Genomic DNA, 17,612 nt, shown 5'->3' with positions numbered 1-17,612 from the left:
ATTAGTTTACAGTTACAGGCCTCCATGGAGCATTCTTAATAGTTTTGCAATTTTTCGTCAAAGCACTTTTTCACCAAGCAAACATATGCCCAGTAAAACGGAGTTGGAAAAACGATACACTGATTATTCAAATGAACAATTACTTGATCTTTTGAATGACAGGGAATCATACACCGAACTCGCAGTAAATGTTGCTACTTGTGAAGTTAAACGGAGGCACCTTTCTGAGCAAGACATAAAAGATTATGTGGCGACCAAATATCGAAAGGCGGAGTTATACATTGAGAAAAACATACACGAAGAACTTTCGCTATTCCTAAAAAGCTTATTTTATTTCTGTTGGGTCCCAATACTAACCTTTCCCTTTAAATTAAACTTTCAGGAGGATGGTGCAATCCTAAAATTAAAACAATCAAATTTTTATTCTTTTGCCGGTTTTATTTTTTGTGCAATGGGTGCATTATGCATCTGGGCATTCAAGTTCCAGTTGTTATCAGCTATTGCCGTTTGGATCGTTGGAATGCTGATTGCGTTACTTGTCGACACCCGATTTAACCGCGATCGTATTGTCCGCAGGTTTGAAAAAATAATCAAGAGTCATAACGCTATCATAAAACAGCGATCAATAGATCAGGATTCTTCTCAGTTACCATAAGCAACTATCTCTTTCCCATTTTCTCCATTTACAATTTCAAAGCTCTCAATCCGATTACTTACTGTATTGTATATTACGAAAGTTGCAGCACATGCAGCCAATTTACGCGGAGCAAAGCCCATTACCGTACCCGGATTAATTACTAAATAATCTTCATTCTGAAGAATTGCATATTCATGATCGTGCCCATAACAGACCACATCAAAATCTCCTGAACGAGAAACTTCTAACGCAATTTCAGGGTAATGGTTCACATAGAATTTCTTTCCCCCCAACTCTTTATTCATTACTTCTCCAAACAATGTAACATGATCAAATGGTGCTGCTTTGGCCGCCAAGTTAAAACGGTCGCCATCATTGTTGCCAAAAACCATATAAATTGGTTTTGCGTAATTTTTCGCCAATAGCGTTAGCATAAATGGCGCACAAATATCTCCGCAAAAAATTAATGCGTCGGTATGCTGTACATACTTTAGTGCAGCTTCAAGATTCCAAACATTATCGTGCGAGTCCGATAAAATGGCTAATTTCATTCTTCTATATTTTTAGTTTAATTCACTTATTCCGGCACAACGATCAACGTTTAAATCAGATCATAGTTAGTACTAATTCCTGAATGTTCATGAAGTAACAGGTCAAGTAGTTCTTTAGGTTTTTCGGCAACTTTCATTAGCCCCCAATCCTTAAAAAATTCTTCCCTTTTGGTGCGCTCTAAAAATGCTAACAGATGATCATAATATCCATTAATATTAAGCAACCCTATCGGTTTTTGATGCAAACGAAGCTGTTTCCAGGTAAGTACTTCAAACAGTTCTTCAAAAGTCCCAATACCACCAGGCAATGCCAGAAAACCATCCGAGTATTCGGCCATCAACGCCTTTCGCTGATGCATATTTTCCACTACATGCAGCTCACAACCTTCTACCATGCCTACTTCTTTTATCATTAAAAACTCCGGGATTATACCGACTACTCTACCCCCTAAATCCCGTACAGTGCGGGCAACTTCTCCCATCAAACCAATATTTCCTCCACCATAAATCAGGGTAATTCTTTTATCGACCAACAGCATTGCCAACTCACGAGCTGCTTTGCGATAACTATCATTTTGTCCATAGCTTGAGCCGCAAAAAACACAAAGACTTTTCATATATATGACGTATCAAAAAATATACTTACGAAAACTGTTAGCAGACACTAATTAGCTCCGGCACCCTGACCTGGCACACCGGATATGGTCCATTTCCTTACGGTAAAATTATCCTACTAATATCGGCAGATACTTTTAACAATTAATAATAGACCACCTGATTTTGTAGTGAACATTTTTTTTACGTTTCTTCGCAATTGTTAAACCAAACAGTAAATGACCTCAAAACGCCTCTTAGCAATAACATTGCTTTCTGTGGCTCTTGTAAACGGAGCCTGCAAAAAAGAAGAAATCATACGCGAATCAGCAACTTCTGTACAAACTCTTGAACAGAATAACCTTGCATCAGCAATATCGATAACCAAATACAAAGTTGTTGGAGAGTCACTTATTAAAGTGGCCAACTATAAAGTTCCTGATTCATTAGTAAAATATCAGAATGATGAATACACACATCAAAAAATGTGGCAATACTTTACCACGCTCATCCCGGCTGAATACCGCACTCGCATAAAACAATTTGATATTGTTTACGGAAATCAAAAAGTGACCGGATATGTATCACCATTAAGTAATAAACTCAACGAGTGGAAACTTGCACTGGCAATTGAATATTCAGGTGATTTAAACAAAATCAATCTGCGTAATCAGGGATTTGCTTACACTGTTATTCATGAACTTGGCCATGTATTGACGTTAAACGAAGAACAGCTTGATCCATCAACTTCATCCGAAAATTGCAAAACATTTAGATTAAGTGAAGGCTGCCCAAGAGACAAGTCATATATTTTTAATCAGTATAAATTAGGGTGGACAGATATACTGGCTGAAAACACTCTTATTTCAGCAGATGACGATGATGCGTTAGCCGGTTTTTACAATAAATACCAGGACAGATTTGTGACTCCGTATGCTGCTACAAATGTTGTTGAAGATATCGCTGAAACCTTTACAAGTTTTGTTCTTTATTCAAAACCAAATGGCAATACTATCCGAGAGCAGAAAGTAAAGTTAATGTATACAGAGCCGGCCTTGGTTGAACTTCGAAACAGCATACGTACCAACCCATCTGTCTTAGCTTTAACGCCTGCAAAAATTTTGCAACTATCCAAAGAATTTGCGAACTCAAGAGGAAAAGTTATTATAGAATAATCCGTTTAGCGGATACTTTAAAAGCCCGAAGAATCAGTTAAAAACTGCCTTCGGGCTTTTTGTTTTTTTAATCTCCTATCAAACATGTTGCATACTTATCATTTATATTATATCAGGTAAAAGCGCTTTTTTGCTAATTTATCACTAACATTGCTAGGCTTTTATTGAAAATTACACCATTTCAGCGATTCATTGGTGTAAATTTTTAAACCGATTTAAGAAACAACCAATTTTATTGAAATAAAGAATCAACGCTTCATGAAAAATTTCACACTTAGTTTGCTTGTCTGTGCAAGTATTTTGCATCAGGCAAATGCGCAAACCAACAAACATGCTATTCAACCAAAAGACATTAGTATTCAGTGGCAGGTAATTGAAAATAATTACCAAGGTAAATCTGGCTACATTTCGGCATTTACAATTACCAATAATTCAAAGAATACGTTACCTACAAAAGGCTGGAGTATTTATTTTAACCTGCCAAGAATTATTGATACAGCCTTTGCTTATAAAGAATTAAAATTTGATCGCATCAACGGAGATCTTAGTCGCATCGTACCAACTTCTGGATTTCAAGGTTTAAAACCGGGGCAATCTGTTTCCATACAAATGAAGGCAAGCGACTGGACACTAAACAGTGCTGATGCACCGTCTGGCTTGTATTTAGTTTGGGATGATGAACCACAAAACGCTCAAATTTTACCCACTTATAAAATAATCCCTTCAACTGAAGGAAAACAAATGAATCGTAACAACACTGACATTATGCCTATAACTACGGCGCAAGTTGTTTACGAAAAGAATAAGGAAATCATTGATATTCCTGCAGAGAAGCTAACCAAGATTTTCCCGTCGCCAGTTGAATATAAGGAGAAGCAAGGTTTTTTTGAACTCACTGCTGCTTTAACCATAAGCACAGATAATGCTTTTGCAAAAGAAGCTCAACTATTGGCCGCTGAATTGCAACCCATTTTAGGAAAGAAACCTGCGATCGTTAATGGTTCAGCGAGCATTGTTTTCAAAAAAGGAGAAATGGGCGCTGAGGCTTACGAATTAACTGTCGACAAAAACCAGGTTATCATTACTGCTGCAACTCCTGCCGGAGCATTTTATGCGATCCAATCACTAAAATCATTATTCCCTGCAAATGCATGGGCTTCCGTTCAAAAATCAGTTCAAATACAAACCGTTGAGGTGAAAGATGAACCACGTTTTGCATGGAGAGCCTTCATGTTGGATGTCGGGCGTAATTTTCAAACGAAAGAGCAAGTTTTAAAAGTACTTGATGTTTTAGCGCTTTACAAGATCAATGTGTTTCACTTCCACTTTAGTGAAGATGAAGGCTGGAGAATCGAAATCCCGGGATTACCAGAACTTACCGAAGTAGGAGCGAAACGCGGTCATAAAGATTTTGACAAAAACCAGTTGCCTCCATCATTCGGCTCCGGACCAGACAATAACAGCTTTGGAACCGGACACTATTCAAAAGCTGAGTTTATTGAGATCCTGAAATATGCTCACCAGCGTCACATAAAAGTTATTCCTGAAATTGAGACTCCGGGGCATGCGCGGGCAGCTGTGGTTTCAATGCAGGTACGTTATGACAGGTTGATGAAAGAAGGCAAAAAAGAGGAAGCGGAAAGATATTTACTTCGTGCTCCCGGCGATCAATCGATCCACCGCTCTGTACAGGGTTGGACCGACAACGTAATGGATGTATCTATGCCATCTACCTATAATTTCCTTGCGAAAGTAGTTGACGGATTTATTGAAATGTACAAAGAAGCTGGAATTCCGTTAGAAACTATCCACATGGGAGGAGATGAAGTTCCAGCGGGCTCATGGGAAAAATCACCCGCATTCGAAAAACTTAAACAGGAAAACAGTTCAATTAAAAACACCGACGACCTTTGGTATTACTATTTCGGCAAAGTAAACAACATCCTTAAAGACCGTGGTTTATTCTTATATGGTTGGGAAGAAGTAGGAATGCGGAAGACCCTGCTTGATGGAAATAAAGTTTATATTCCTAATCCTGATTTCAGCAATGAAAATATTCATCTTGATGTTTGGAATAACTTGTTAGGCTGGGGTGCGGAAGATCTGGCCTATAAACTGGCAAATGCCGGCTATAAGGTTGTTCTTTCTCCGGTGAGTAACGTGTACTTCGATATGTCTTACAATAAATCGTTTGATGAGCAAGGTTACTACTGGGGCGGATTTATTGACGTCGACAAACCTTTCAAATTTATTCCATTTGATTACTATAAGAATTCAAATGAAGACCGGATGGGGAATGCTCTTACCAAAGATTTCTTCAAAGGAAAAGAACGTCTAACCGATTACGGAAAATCAAACATTGTAGGCGTTCAAGGCTTGATCTGGTCGGAGACAATGGTCGGTCCGGAAAGATTAGAATATATGCTATTCCCAAAACTTCTAGGACTGGCAGAAAGAGCCTGGGCTAAAGATCCTGAATGGGCCAACGAAAAAGACGAAGCTTCATTTACCACTTCCTATACCAAAGCTTGGAATGAGTTTATAAATACCGTTAGCAAACGTGAATTACCTCGCTTAAGTTTTTATCACGGAGGATTCAAATACAGAATTCCTACGGCCGGAGCAATTGTTGAAAACGGAACAGTAAAAGCAAACGTTCAATTACCTGGTTTTATCATAAAATACACCACAAATGGTTCAACTCCAACTATAAAAAGCAAAACATACACGAATCCAATCACAGAAAAAGGATTAATAAAACTTTGTGTATTTGATAGTTACGGAAGAAGTGGCAGAATTGAGGAGATCAAGAACTAACTATCGACCGACTTTTCTTTACAAATTAAATAAAACGAAAAATGCACCTGTTACGGTGCATTTTTCATTTATTTAAGGACTAATCTCAACTAATATTCAATAATTTCATAGCCTTCCGGCACTTTAAATAAGTGCTCATCAACCTCCAACTCTTTAACGGACGCCGCCTTTATTCCGATTAGCATTTCACTTTGCTCAGTCTGAATAGCCAATGCACATCCCGGAATTCTTTGCAGATAAGCGTACTTGTCCCAATACAATTGTGGAATATGTTCGGCATACCATACCGTCATTTTCGCTCCAATGTCAATCACCGCTTTCTTGCAGGTAATGCCTGCAATTATCTTAGTTTCCGCTTCAAAATTTATCTTATAATCATCCGCAGTTAACACTGTAATGGAATCGCCTAGATCAATAAATGCTGGCGCTGCCAACAGAGTTTTATAAGCAGTCTTAGTATGTCCGGAATATACATAACAAGTCGAATCAACTTTGTTGCCGATGTAAACTGATGAAATAAGCGCGTTCTGTTCTACTCGTAATCTATCAGCAGTTACATAGCAAAGAAGTTGTGGCTTGTCGTCTTTTCCTGACGATAAAGCTTTTAAGAATTCCAAGGCTGCAGCATCTTTTTCGCTGAGCTTTTCAGTATTGTTCAACGTTTCGAATGAAGATGCATACGTAATTTCCCAGGCTTTTGTTTTTTGAGCGTATGTTGTTGTGCTTGTAACAACGAAAATTAGCAGCGTGTAAAAAAATGTTACGTTCCTTTTTGTAAAAGTAAAATGGGTGAAAAACATAAAAGATATAGGTAATAGTAGTTTTTAGCGTTGTGCAAAAATAGAAATTTTAACAGAAAGCCTGGTCGCTTAGTCATGCAGTGAACAGTTATACGATAAATCATAAGCAAAATAAAACAGAATGAAAAACTAGTTGTTATAACATTCAATAATCGGAGCTAAACACTGCCAAAACTACAACGGCACTCCATTTGATTTAAAACAGACTGAATAATAATTAATTATAGAAATGAAAGTAGAAATTTGGTCGGACATTATGTGTCCGTTTTGTTATATCGGTAAAAGAAGATTTGAAAACGCACTAAATCAATTTTCTAACAAAGAAAATGTTGAAGTTGTATGGCATAGCTTTGAGTTAGATCCTAATTCAAACTATGAAAGCAATAAAGATATTCATGACATTCTTGCAGACAAATATGGAAAAGACCGTGAGTGGGCCATTCAAATGGGAGCTAATGTCGCTCAAATGGCTAGTGAAGAGGGTTTAACATTTGACTTCGACAAAGCGGTTCCGGCAAATACTTTTGATGCCCACCGTTTGATTCACCTGGCAGCTAAGCATGGATTGCAGGATAAAGCAAAAGAACGCTTGCTAAAAGCTTACTTCACCGAAGGAAAAGACGTTGGCAATCATGAGCAACTAATTGAATTAGGTATTGAGCTCGGCATGGAAGCAGAAGAAATAAAGCAAATGCTGGGAGGAGATGAATTCGGCTATGATGTTCGTGTTGACGAGCAGGAAGCTCAACATATAGGTGTAAGAGGTGTTCCATTCTTTGTTGTTGACCGCAAATATGGAATCTCGGGCGCTCAACCATTAGAAGTTTTCACAGAAACTTTAAACAAAGCATGGAATGAAGCAAATCCAATTACACTTGTTAATAATGATACTGATCCGGCAGGCATGTGCTCTACCGATGGTGTCTGTAACTAATATATAATAGCGATAAAAAAGAATCCCATCCCGGTTGAACCTGGATGGGATTCTTTTTTAGTATCAACATCGGCTCATTTTTGAACGGTTAACCGATCATCAATCATTCGGTTATTATATTGTTGCGAGAACGCTTTCATGTATTTCTCCAATTTTTCGCGTTCGACATTATTAGTTTTTAATTCATTGTTTTTTAACAACGGGTCTTTCTGATAATTGAATAAAGCAATCGGTCCTTTATCATCAGATTGTAATACATACTCGCCCTGGTATAACTGAAAAACACCCGTATAATTAATCCCGATATGCTCAGGATTTTGAGTATTCAACACATCCGAACCAAAAGCAAAATAAGGCTCATCATAATTTAAATAGCCCAAAATTGAAGGCATAATATCAATCTGCTGAAACAATTTATTATCCATTCCCTTAAGATCGCTTCCCGGTTTGTAAAAAATAATCGGAATCGCAAATGAGCCTACACTGGTATTGTAAACATCATGCGTTACCTGGTTGCTGGTATGGTCGGCCGTAATAACAAACAATGTGTTTTTAAACCAAGGCATTTTTGAAGCTGTTGCAAAGAATTTACGTAATGCATTATCTGTATAACCAACACATTGGTGAATTTCTTCTTTTCCTTTAGGGAATTTACCTTCATATTGCTGCGGTACTTTAAATGGGTGGTGTGATGAAACAGAAAAAATCGAAGCCATAAAAGGCTGTTGTTTTTGATTTAATGTAGTTGCAAAAAACTTAAAAAACGGTTCGTCCCAGATTCCCCACATTCCATCAAAATCATCGTCATTATTGTATTCTGTTTTCCCATAATAATGTTGGAATCCTGCCAGTTTAGCAAAAGAGCTGAAACCCATAGAACCATTGGGAGCACCATGGAAGAATGAACAATCGTATCCTTTTTTACTTAATAAACTTGCAATACTGTTGATCTTATTTCCTGAGTAATTCGATAAAACATAAGGTTCAACAATTGATGGAATACTTGCTAAAACAGAGGGCATTGCGTCGATTGATTTTTTACCGGTGGCAAATGACCATTTGAAGGTTTTGCTTTCTCCAACCAATGAATCCAGGAATGGTGTATAACCTTTGTAGGTCCCGCCATCCAAGTCTTTATTATATACTCCGAAAAATTCCTTACTAAAACTTTCTAAAATAATGATAACAACATTCTCTTTCTTAAAGGCGCTGTCGGGTTTCGGATAGTGAACCGGGCTATAAACGCTTTCCAGTTCTTTTTCTGATCCGAAATAATTCACTTTTTTAAGTGAGCGTTTCGACATCGTTTTGTAAATAGAAAAAGGAGTGTTTACTACAATTCCGATCTCAACCGGTGTATTTACATACTCACCTGCATTGCTCAACGTGATTGGACGAGTACTATGTCTAAAGCCTCCTCTTACACCACCTATGAACAAACCTGCGCCTAAAGCTAAAAGAGCAACAGCAGTAGGATAATAAATCCAGTTACTTTCGATACGGGTAGGTCGAACGATAATCTTTCTGTAAAGTATGACCATAACTCCTACCAATGCAATGAATATTAGGACCACGTACCAGTAATCGATCAGGAATTGTAAGCCAAGGCGGCTATTTCCCTTATCATTCGAAAACTCATTGAAAACTGTCCAGGTGGTGCGGCGTAATGTAAATCGGAAATAAATGAAATCTATACAGTTTGCCGCAAGAGCAATACCATTAGACACATAGAAAATCCATTTTAATACATTTTGATAGATTGTATTATAACGGAATCGGAAAGGAAGTAGAAATGCAACTATATATAAAGCATTAGTATAAAATACCGCTGCAAGATCGAATTTAACTCCACCAGCCATCAGCTCAAAAAAATGCCCGACACTGTCTATCGGGAAAAGTGAGCGGTTAACCAGGTAGAAAATCACCCTACAAACCGACATCAAAAGCATTATCACCAATAAACGGAGTAACAATGCCATATATAAATTGTAACCTTCAGCCTTTGAGCTTCTTATATAATTCATTTAGTTGCGAATTTTGAAATTCCGCAAAGTTAGGGAAGTGTTAGCGATCTGTTATTAAATTATTTAAATTTTTACTTCCGTATTATATTGGATTACACCGATTGTGAGAAATGATTATAGGGATTAAGTGAATGTGTGTTGATTTTTATGGATTATGGGGAGCTGGGGGAGGATCATTTTAGTGACAGGATCGTAAATTCTGTAATAGAATTTCAGTGGAGATTTATGGTCCATTTCTCCACTGAAATTCCTTAATTTTTTATTCTACAAAGGTGACTTTGCCCCAGCTTTCAGGGATATGCATATTAATTACGCCCATATTGCTCCAAACCCAATTATACTCAGGCAATTCTTTTCCGCTTTCCGGGTCCTTCTTTTTAACGTATTTTCCATCCTTTACCTCAAAATCCCACTGAACACGTGAAAAATTCATTTTCCAGATTTCATTAATTGCAGGAACACGATTCTCTTTAAAAGCTTTCCAAGGAATCATCATCTCAACGGACCAACCTTTATCTGTATCTGCCGGATTGTTAAGTGTTCCGTTTAATTTTACAGCAGTTTTTAAGCCGGTAGCTGTCCAGCTATTATCTGGTTTACCTCCTTTACGATAAGGCTTACTAAGCATTAGGTCCCATATAGTATTCAATGTATTTACCTCAATTTCATAATAGTTTAACTCATCATTATCCGGATCAATAAAGACCTCAAAATCATTATCCTGAAAAATAACTGCATCATGCTTTGTTATTGTTCCCTGTAAATGCGGTTCTTCAAGTTCTGCAAAAATGTATAGTCCTTTTTCATCCCATAGCATTTTCATCCGTGTTTTATAATAAGGAGCCGGTCTTTTGTCTCCTTCAATATCAATAAAATAAGGTGTCCAAGCAGCGTCTTGCCAAGCCTTATCGTTAACAGCACCATCAATTTTTACCGATGAGGTGGCCTTACGACAATCATAAGTAGCAGAAAGGGGTGAATCTTGAGAAAATGCTTGTCCATAAGCAGAAAAGAAAAACGATGTTACTGCAGCAATCTTAATTATACTCGTCATAGTGTTTTAACAAATTTTAATTGGAAGGTGTTGAAGAGCTCCCTGTATCTTTTTTCTTAAATAAACCGGATGCCTTATCAAAAATGCTCTTCTTCTTTTCTTCTCCGCCTTTTTTGGTCGTGTCCTTTTCTTTAACAGTTTCCGTTTTCTGTACCGGTTTTACTTCCTTTTTCTCCGGAACCACCGGCTTGTCGGAACTAGCTTCTTTTTCTGACTTCTTTTTAAATAATCCTGACGCTTTATCAAAAATGTTTTGTTTATCCTTATGTTCTTTATCGGTAGTGCTTTCCTTTTGTTTAAAGCTATCGTACAAGGAAATGACCTGAAGATTACTCTTCACCTGCTCAAGGCTCAACGACGAATTAAACTCAACAATTTTGTTTTCACCTGGCAACAAGTCAAAATAGTTTTCATCAAAGGCTGAAGAATTATCATTAGCCAATAGGAGATAAACATTTTTTGCTAAAACATCAGCTGATAAATGAACACGGAATCGTTTACCATTTTCTGTTACTGTTGAACTGATTGTTGGTTTTGACAAATTGATGTTTTTAAGAGTATCCAGGTAAAGGATATTTTTAGCCGACTGTTTATCAGCTGTTACCAGTTCAACTAGCAAGAGACTTGATTTTTTATCTGCTTTGTCTAGGTGATCGGCAACAGATTCGGTGTAAACCACCTGGCTCTTATTTCCCTCAATGGTTACCGGTTGATTTTTAGACCACAACTCAGTTCCTTTAAAGTCGATTAATCTCAGCTTAAGCTCTCCTTTTTTCGCTTCTCTTAAATCAGAGATAGCATAAATATTCAGTTTTCCTTTTTCTATCTCGGGATCAACAATGATTGGTTTATAAGCATCCTTCGCAAAATATTGTAAAGCTTTCCATCTACCATAATAGTCAATACTACTCCATGAAGCAACCGGCCAGCAATCGTTTAATTGCCAGTACAATGTTCCCATGCAATATGGCATATTACGACGGTGAGCCTCAATTGCCATTTTTATTCCTTCTGCTTGCAATATTTGTCCCACATACAAAAATGATTGAAAGTCTTTTGGTTCGCGATAGTAACGATCCATGTAAACCTTAATCAAACCGTTACCCTTATAACTCTTTTGATGGGTTTTCATGACAGCCGATTGAATATCGTAATCTTCTGTTTTGGCAAAACGTTTTATGGTTACAATATCCGGGAACGACTGAAAGCCATACTCACTCATGAAACGAGGCACATGGGTGTTGTAATCTTCAAAAGGCATTTCGGCATGCCAAACTCCCCAGAAGTGATTATCTCCTTTTTTGAAATCCTCAGGTTTTCCCCAATTACTGATAGGAGAGGATGGGAAATAAAAACGATCGGCATCAAAACGTTGAACAGCTTGAGGCAGCACTTCATTAAAGATTTTTCTGTAGCCGTTTGCTAACTCCGCAGTATCAGCTTGTGTATATTTATAGGTGTTTTGCCAGCCCCAATTTTTCCACGCAACACCAATTTCATTATTCCCACACCACAAGGCCAAGCTTGGGTGTTTACGTAGACGTTTAATATTGTATTCCGCTTCATTTTTCACGTTGGCCAAAAATGAAGAGTCCGAAGGATACATGGTACAGGCAAACATAAAGTCTTGCCAAACAAGAATCCCGTTTTCATCTGCAAGATCGTAAAACTCGTCGCTTTCATAAACTCCGCCACCCCAAATACGAAGCATATTCATATTTGATTTTTTTACATCCTCAAATGTTTTAGCCAAACGATCGCGCGTTACGCGAGGTAAAAAGCTATCGGAAGGAATATAATTGGCTCCTTTCATAAAAACCGGAGCTCCATTAACTTTCACATAAAAGCTTTCGCCCATTGCGTCGGGTTCATTAACAACTTGCAATGTTCTTAACCCAATTTTTTGCAATTTCTGATCACTTGCTCTTTTGGTGATTACCTCCATGTTAACCTTGTACAAATGAGGTTCGCCTAATCCATTTGGCCACCAACGTTCAGGATTTTTAATCTGGAAAGAGACCTTTACACTTTGCTTACCCGGTGTTAGGTATTGCGACATGTAAACAGGTTCGAACTTATTATCAGGACTTGAGACTTTTAGCTGAACGTTCTCGTCAAGGTCAGATTCGATATCCATAATTGCCTCCAGAGATGCCATTGCATTGCTCAGGTATAATTGCTGTACATGAGTATCAGTAATGCGGGCGTCGTTCCAGGCAATCAGTTTAACCGGTTTCCAAATTCCGGAAGTAACTAAGCGAGGTCCCCAATCCCAACCATAATGATAGGGTGCTTTACGGGAAAAAATACTGGTCTTTACTTCCGATTGTTCATTATCAGCCGGATACTTAAATTTTGCAGCTTTCGCCTGAGGAGCACCCACATTAACCGCAGAATGGAAGTATACTTTCAATTTATTTTCTCCAGTTTTCAGGTAATACTTTACAGGAACCTGGTAGCCAATAAACATATTGCTGGTTTTGGCAACAATTGAATCATTTATATAGACATCTGCGTAGGTATCTAATCCTTCAAAATTAAGGTCGATGTTGTCATACGCATTGAGTTGGTCATCCACCTGAATAGTGGTTTCATACACCCAATCCTTCTTTTCAATCCATTGGACTTCCTTTTCATTGTTTCTGTAAAAAGGATCGTCAATCACTTTATTAGCTAAAAGGTCTGTATGAACCGTTCCCGGGACACTGGCCGGTAGCCATTGGCCGGCATCTGCTTGTTTAAACTTCCATCCGGAGTTCAGTTCAACAACTTTAGGTGCTTGCCCGAAAACTGTTGAAGTTGACATAAGTATTATCGAAATTGAGTATAAATTCCTAAGTAATTTCTTCATTGCTTGTTCTTTTCGATTGTTTAACTGGTCACACTTTGCCGATGAAGATTTATTAAGATCTCCTTCATCGCCTTTACTTTCTCTTCATCAACAATTCCTTTTTCAAATTCAGAATGCTGACTTTCCTTACCCATTTTAATCTTAGGATTTTGGTATTGCATCGCTGTGGTAACAAACTTCATTGCGGAAGAATGGAATTGCCGAACTCCTGCTTGCTGCAATTGTTGGATGTTGCCTGCATTTACTCCACTTCCAGCCATAATTGCAATTCGTCCATTTGCCAGACGAACTAATTCTCCCAACAATTCAACTCCTTCTACAGCTGTATTATAAGTTCCTGATGTTAATACTCTTGAAACGCCACATTCAATTACTGACTCCAACGCTTTATGAGGATCAGCAGTCATATCAAATGCACGGTGAAAAGTAACATCCAAAGGTCTTGCCAATTCTACAAGCTCCTTCGTTCTTTCTGTATCAACAGAGCCATCCGGATTTAATAATCCAATTACTATTCCATCTACTCCTAATCTTTTAACTTCTCCGATATCATATTTCATTGCCTCAAATTCGATATCATTATAGCAGAAATCACCTCCTCGAGGTCTAATAATTACATACAGTTTTATTCCTTCCACTTTTCGGGCCTGTGCAATTGTTCCGGCACTTGGGGTTGTTCCTCCATCTTGCATGTTATCACACAATTCAACCCTGTTGGCACCGCCTTTTGCTGCTTCAATTACAGAATCCGCAGAATAACAGCATATTTCAAGTTCATACTCACCGGTATTTTGGTGATACAAATTAGTACTATTCATTTTTATATTGTTGGTTTAATAGGCTATAATAATCTCATCGGAGAACATCCACGCAGGGTTTCCTGCACCTGGGTGCCATCCTGGCAATTTTTCTATATTGGTGATATCAACCTTTATAAATTTGATCTTTTCTTTAGTGTTGCATGGACGTAAAAATTCTTTAATAGCAATTTCCTGATGATTTAATGGAATCTCATTCTCAATCAAATCCAACTGCTGATAGGTTTTTCCATCTGTTGACACGCTAAACTGAATATTTCTCGGAACAAATATCCATGATCCGGTATTTTCCATAAAGCGCATTTTCAGTTCCTTTACCCACATTGGCTTGTCCAGCTCGATTGTAATGTTGGTAAGGCTGTTGTTTGTGGCCACCCAATTACCATCTCTGAAATTATAAGAACCAAAATTGCCATCCAATAAAACTTCAGCAGTGCTTTTGTAAGTTGTTCCGATCGTAATATTGGAAGTGATCTTTGGATAAGCAGCTTTGGGCCCTTTCGTAATGGCTCTAATGAAATTTAAAGTCGACATTTCACTTTGAGCACCATTCTTACTTATTGCTATCGCTGTTACCGTTGCGCTTTTAGTTAAGGAAAACGGACCATTATACTGCTTCGAAGTTGTCGATGGAACTGTGCCGTCTAATGTGTAATAGATTTTTGCATCGGTCGTTTCTGTTTTTAATGTGACCTGCTTTTTGCCGTAGAATAATGTCTTACCGGAAACTTCATAGGGCATAAAAAGTAACTGACCCGTCTTTATTTCTTTTCCCGGAGTAATGATTTCCTGCACCGGACGACCTAACAGCTGTTGAGCCCACTCCTTATTAGGTTGAAAACTCATTTTAAAACTCAACTCACCTGTTTTTGTAAGGTCACCATGAGTGACAAAGCTTTGTATGTGCTGCTTGCCATTTAATGTTGCCGATGAAATATATCGGTTATCCTCACTTATCCCCGTTGCATTAATCGTAAACTGATTAGGTTTCCCATCATTAATCGTAACCGACTCGAACATGGGCGTTCCAATTATATATTGACCGGAGGCGGGGTTAACCGGATAAAAACCTAGAGCACCGAAAACATACCAGGCCGACATTTGTCCGCAATCTTCATTGCCACATAATCCATCTCGACCGGTCGTATAAAGAGTCTCCCTGATTTTATTTACCAGTTGTTGCGTTTTCCAGGGTTGACCAACATAATTATATAGATAAGCAACATGATGACTTGGTTCATTTCCCTGTGCATATTGTCCGACTAAACCAGTAACATCCAGAGCGTGCTCATTATCAACCACCGGCTTCTGACTAAAAAGGCTGTCTAGTTTATCTGCGAACTTTTGTTCTCCGCCATACATCTCAACCATCCCATTTATATCCTGAGGAACAAAAAAGCTGTATTGCCAGGAGTTGCCTTCAGTGAAATCTCCGTTCCCTAAAATCGACACTTGAGAAGGATTAAAATCAGGATTCCATTGTCCGTAGATATTTCTCCCTCTCATAAAGCCAACAGAGGAGTCAAAAATATTACGGTAACTTAATGCTCTGCCGAGGAAATATTCATAATCATTTTGCTTATTAAGCTTTTTAGCAACCTGAGCAATGCACCAGTCATCATAAGCATATTCCAATTGTTTCGATACAGCATTATTTTCAAGTTCACGTGGAATAAAACCATGCAGTTTATAGTATTTAAGGCCTCGATCATCTTCCATTGCACTTTTCTTCATGGCCTCGTAAGCAGTATTTACATCAAAATCGCCCAGTCCTTTTAAAATCATATCACTTATCACAGGAATCGCATGATAACCGATCATTGTGCCGGTTTCATTCGACGCCAATTCCCAAATTGGTAATTTTCCTGATTGCTGATAATCATCAAGCAATGACTGTACAATCTCATTGTTTTTTTCCGGAGCTATTAAAGTGAACAAGGGGTGTAATGCCCGAAATGTATCCCAAAGAGAGAATACCGTGTAATGATTAGTTTTGGTGGTATGAATTTGTTTATCCATTCCACGGTATTGACCGTCAACATCATTGTAAATATTAGGATGAATGAAGCAATGATAAAGAGCAGTATAAAAGATCTTTTTTTGATCCACCATGGAGGCATCTACAGAATCTACCGGAGCATTGATCTTTATTTTACCTAATGTTTGTTCCCAGGTACTGTCGGCTGCATGTTTTATTTTGTCAAAATCCCAACCCGGAGATTCGGCAGCGAGATTTTTTCGGGCGCCTTCAATGCTTACACTTGAAATGGCCACTTTTGCATAGATGATTTCATTCTCCCTGGTTGAAAAACGAAAAATCCCTTTCACCTTTTTGCCTTCCATTTTCCGTCCATCCACTTCAATATCATCGCCATCAGCTACGGCAAACTTTTTAAAAGGCTTTGAGAACTTAATTACAAAATACACATATTGATCATCTGCCCATCCTTTTGATCTGCGCAAACCAACCACTTCATCGTTCCCGTTTATCTGCATAAAACTTTCACGAACCTGATCGGAAATACCATGACCCAAGTCCACAACTATATTGCTCACCGGGGAACGTGGGAAAACATATTTATGAAATCCAGTACGCGTAGTAGCTGTTAACTCAACCTTAATTTTGTAATCATCTAAAAGGACACCGTAATAACCGGGAGATGCCTCTTCCGTTTCATGACGAAAGCGAGATCGATAACCTGAAGACGGATTTTCCTTTGTACCCGGCTGTATTTTCCATGCACCAATAGTAGGCATCAGCAGTATATCGCCGTAATCTGCCCCTCCAGTGCCACTTAAATGGGTGTGAGAAAACCCTATGATTGAACTATCCGAACTGTGATAACCGGAACACCAATCCCAACCTTCGGTACCGGTATCAGGACTCACCTGAACCATGCCAAAAGGCAAGGTTGCCCCAGGGAAGGTATGGCCATGTCCGCCTGTACCTATAAACGGATCAACATACTTTGTGATTTTTTGAGCATGCAAGCTCATGACTATCGTACTTAGCAAAACAGAAAGCGAAGTTTTGATAAATTGTCGATTCATTCTACTATTGGTTTGATTTTTCTAAAATCGAGATAATCTGCTTAAATGGCAAAAACTATATGGATTTAGCAGTTAATTTTTTGTGAATTTTATGATTGAAGCTGCTAAATTCTGCTCATTGTTTCCTAATTGTATTATAGTTAGCCATAACTACCAATACTTTCTATTATTTTAATTACAATGAACCGCTAAACCTTCTCTTTTGTTGTTCGTTATTACTCAAAAATACCTGTGCGTAAACCATGATTGACTAAATAGGCAAGAACAGGTTGGTTTGCCAATAAACGAACGTCGAATTTAATTGGG

General features: G+C 38.2%; 12 protein-coding genes. 4 read left to right on the top strand and 8 right to left on the bottom strand.

The features are described 5' to 3' along the window. Positions 1-85: 85 nt before the first annotated feature. Positions 86-655, top strand: a complete 570-nt coding sequence (locus SOLCA_RS19450; protein ID WP_014682187.1) for a hypothetical protein — start codon at positions 86-88, stop codon at positions 653-655. Here SOLCA_RS19450 and SOLCA_RS19445 read toward each other — a convergent pair. Beyond that, positions 643-1,188 (bottom strand): metallophosphoesterase family protein, encoded by a 546-nt coding sequence (locus tag SOLCA_RS19445; RefSeq protein WP_014682186.1) that lies wholly within the window; start codon positions 1,186-1,188, stop codon positions 643-645. The two genes, SOLCA_RS19450 and SOLCA_RS19445, sit on opposite strands and share 13 nt — an antisense overlap. A gap of 50 nt (positions 1,189-1,238) precedes the next feature. Then, the gene (locus tag SOLCA_RS19440; RefSeq protein ID WP_014682185.1) at positions 1,239-1,805 is read right to left on the bottom strand and encodes an LOG family protein; all 567 of its coding nucleotides are present in this window, start codon (positions 1,803-1,805) and stop codon (positions 1,239-1,241) included. Positions 1,806-2,021: 216 nt separating this feature from the next. Here SOLCA_RS19440 and SOLCA_RS19435 point away from each other — a divergent pair, with 216 nt between their 5' ends. Continuing rightward, the gene (locus SOLCA_RS19435; RefSeq protein WP_014682184.1) at positions 2,022-2,957 is read left to right on the top strand and encodes a hypothetical protein; all 936 of its coding nucleotides are present in this window, start codon (positions 2,022-2,024) and stop codon (positions 2,955-2,957) included. Between the two features lie 258 nt (positions 2,958-3,215). Continuing rightward, positions 3,216-5,774 carry a family 20 glycosylhydrolase gene (locus SOLCA_RS19430; protein ID WP_014682183.1) on the top strand — a complete coding sequence of 853 codons (2,559 nt, stop codon included), beginning with the start codon at positions 3,216-3,218 and terminating at the stop codon, positions 5,772-5,774. Between the two features lie 89 nt (positions 5,775-5,863). Here SOLCA_RS19430 and SOLCA_RS19425 read toward each other — a convergent pair whose 3' ends face one another. Beyond that, the gene (locus tag SOLCA_RS19425; RefSeq protein WP_014682182.1) at positions 5,864-6,574 is read right to left on the bottom strand and encodes a hypothetical protein; all 711 of its coding nucleotides are present in this window, start codon (positions 6,572-6,574) and stop codon (positions 5,864-5,866) included. A 229-nt stretch (positions 6,575-6,803) separates the two neighbouring features. On the opposite strand from SOLCA_RS19425, the gene SOLCA_RS19420 reads away from it, so the two are divergent. Then, positions 6,804-7,508 (top strand): DsbA family oxidoreductase, encoded by a 705-nt coding sequence (locus tag SOLCA_RS19420; RefSeq protein WP_014682181.1) that lies wholly within the window; start codon positions 6,804-6,806, stop codon positions 7,506-7,508. Between the two features lie 74 nt (positions 7,509-7,582). Here SOLCA_RS19420 and SOLCA_RS19415 read toward each other — a convergent pair whose 3' ends face one another. From SOLCA_RS19415 to SOLCA_RS19395, 5 genes are all read right to left on the bottom strand, one after another. After that, a complete protein-coding gene (locus SOLCA_RS19415) occupies positions 7,583-9,532 on the bottom strand; it encodes an LTA synthase family protein (RefSeq protein WP_014682180.1) in 1,950 nt (649 codons plus the stop codon). A 259-nt stretch (positions 9,533-9,791) separates the two neighbouring features. Beyond that, complete coding sequence (locus SOLCA_RS19410; RefSeq protein ID WP_014682179.1) at positions 9,792-10,586, bottom strand: carbohydrate-binding family 9-like protein; 795 nt, start codon at positions 10,584-10,586, stop codon at positions 9,792-9,794. Between the two features lie 16 nt (positions 10,587-10,602). Then, positions 10,603-13,437 carry a beta-mannosidase gene (locus SOLCA_RS19405; protein ID WP_157604607.1) on the bottom strand — a complete coding sequence of 945 codons (2,835 nt, stop codon included), beginning with the start codon at positions 13,435-13,437 and terminating at the stop codon, positions 10,603-10,605. Positions 13,438-13,457: 20 nt separating this feature from the next. Further along, positions 13,458-14,255 (bottom strand): copper homeostasis protein CutC, encoded by a 798-nt coding sequence (locus SOLCA_RS19400; RefSeq protein ID WP_014682177.1) that lies wholly within the window; start codon positions 14,253-14,255, stop codon positions 13,458-13,460. Between the two features lie 15 nt (positions 14,256-14,270). Then, positions 14,271-17,306, bottom strand: a complete 3,036-nt coding sequence (locus SOLCA_RS19395; RefSeq protein ID WP_014682176.1) for a GH92 family glycosyl hydrolase — start codon at positions 17,304-17,306, stop codon at positions 14,271-14,273. Positions 17,307-17,612 lie beyond the last annotated feature (306 nt).

The sequence above is a fragment of the Solitalea canadensis DSM 3403 genome (assembly GCF_000242635.2).
In the GTDB taxonomy this organism is placed as follows: Bacteria; Bacteroidota; Bacteroidia; order Sphingobacteriales; family Sphingobacteriaceae; genus Solitalea; species Solitalea canadensis.
This window is presented reverse-complemented; position numbering and strand designations above follow the sequence as displayed.

Coding starts and splice junctions, on each gene's coding strand:
- SOLCA_RS19450 (WP_014682187.1), top strand. CDS start 86: ATGCCCAGTAAAACGGAGTTGGAAAAACGATACACTGATTATTCAAAT.
- SOLCA_RS19445 (WP_014682186.1), bottom strand. CDS start 1,188: ATGAAATTAGCCATTTTATCGGACTCGCACGATAATGTTTGGAATCTT.
- SOLCA_RS19440 (WP_014682185.1), bottom strand. CDS start 1,805: ATGAAAAGTCTTTGTGTTTTTTGCGGCTCAAGCTATGGACAAAATGAT.
- SOLCA_RS19435 (WP_014682184.1), top strand. CDS start 2,022: ATGACCTCAAAACGCCTCTTAGCAATAACATTGCTTTCTGTGGCTCTT.
- SOLCA_RS19430 (WP_014682183.1), top strand. CDS start 3,216: ATGAAAAATTTCACACTTAGTTTGCTTGTCTGTGCAAGTATTTTGCAT.
- SOLCA_RS19425 (WP_014682182.1), bottom strand. CDS start 6,574: ATGTTTTTCACCCATTTTACTTTTACAAAAAGGAACGTAACATTTTTT.
- SOLCA_RS19420 (WP_014682181.1), top strand. CDS start 6,804: ATGAAAGTAGAAATTTGGTCGGACATTATGTGTCCGTTTTGTTATATC.
- SOLCA_RS19415 (WP_014682180.1), bottom strand. CDS start 9,532: ATGAATTATATAAGAAGCTCAAAGGCTGAAGGTTACAATTTATATATG.
- SOLCA_RS19410 (WP_014682179.1), bottom strand. CDS start 10,586: ATGACGAGTATAATTAAGATTGCTGCAGTAACATCGTTTTTCTTTTCT.
- SOLCA_RS19405 (WP_157604607.1), bottom strand. CDS start 13,437: ATGAAGAAATTACTTAGGAATTTATACTCAATTTCGATAATACTTATG.
- SOLCA_RS19400 (WP_014682177.1), bottom strand. CDS start 14,255: ATGAATAGTACTAATTTGTATCACCAAAATACCGGTGAGTATGAACTT.
- SOLCA_RS19395 (WP_014682176.1), bottom strand. CDS start 17,306: ATGAATCGACAATTTATCAAAACTTCGCTTTCTGTTTTGCTAAGTACG.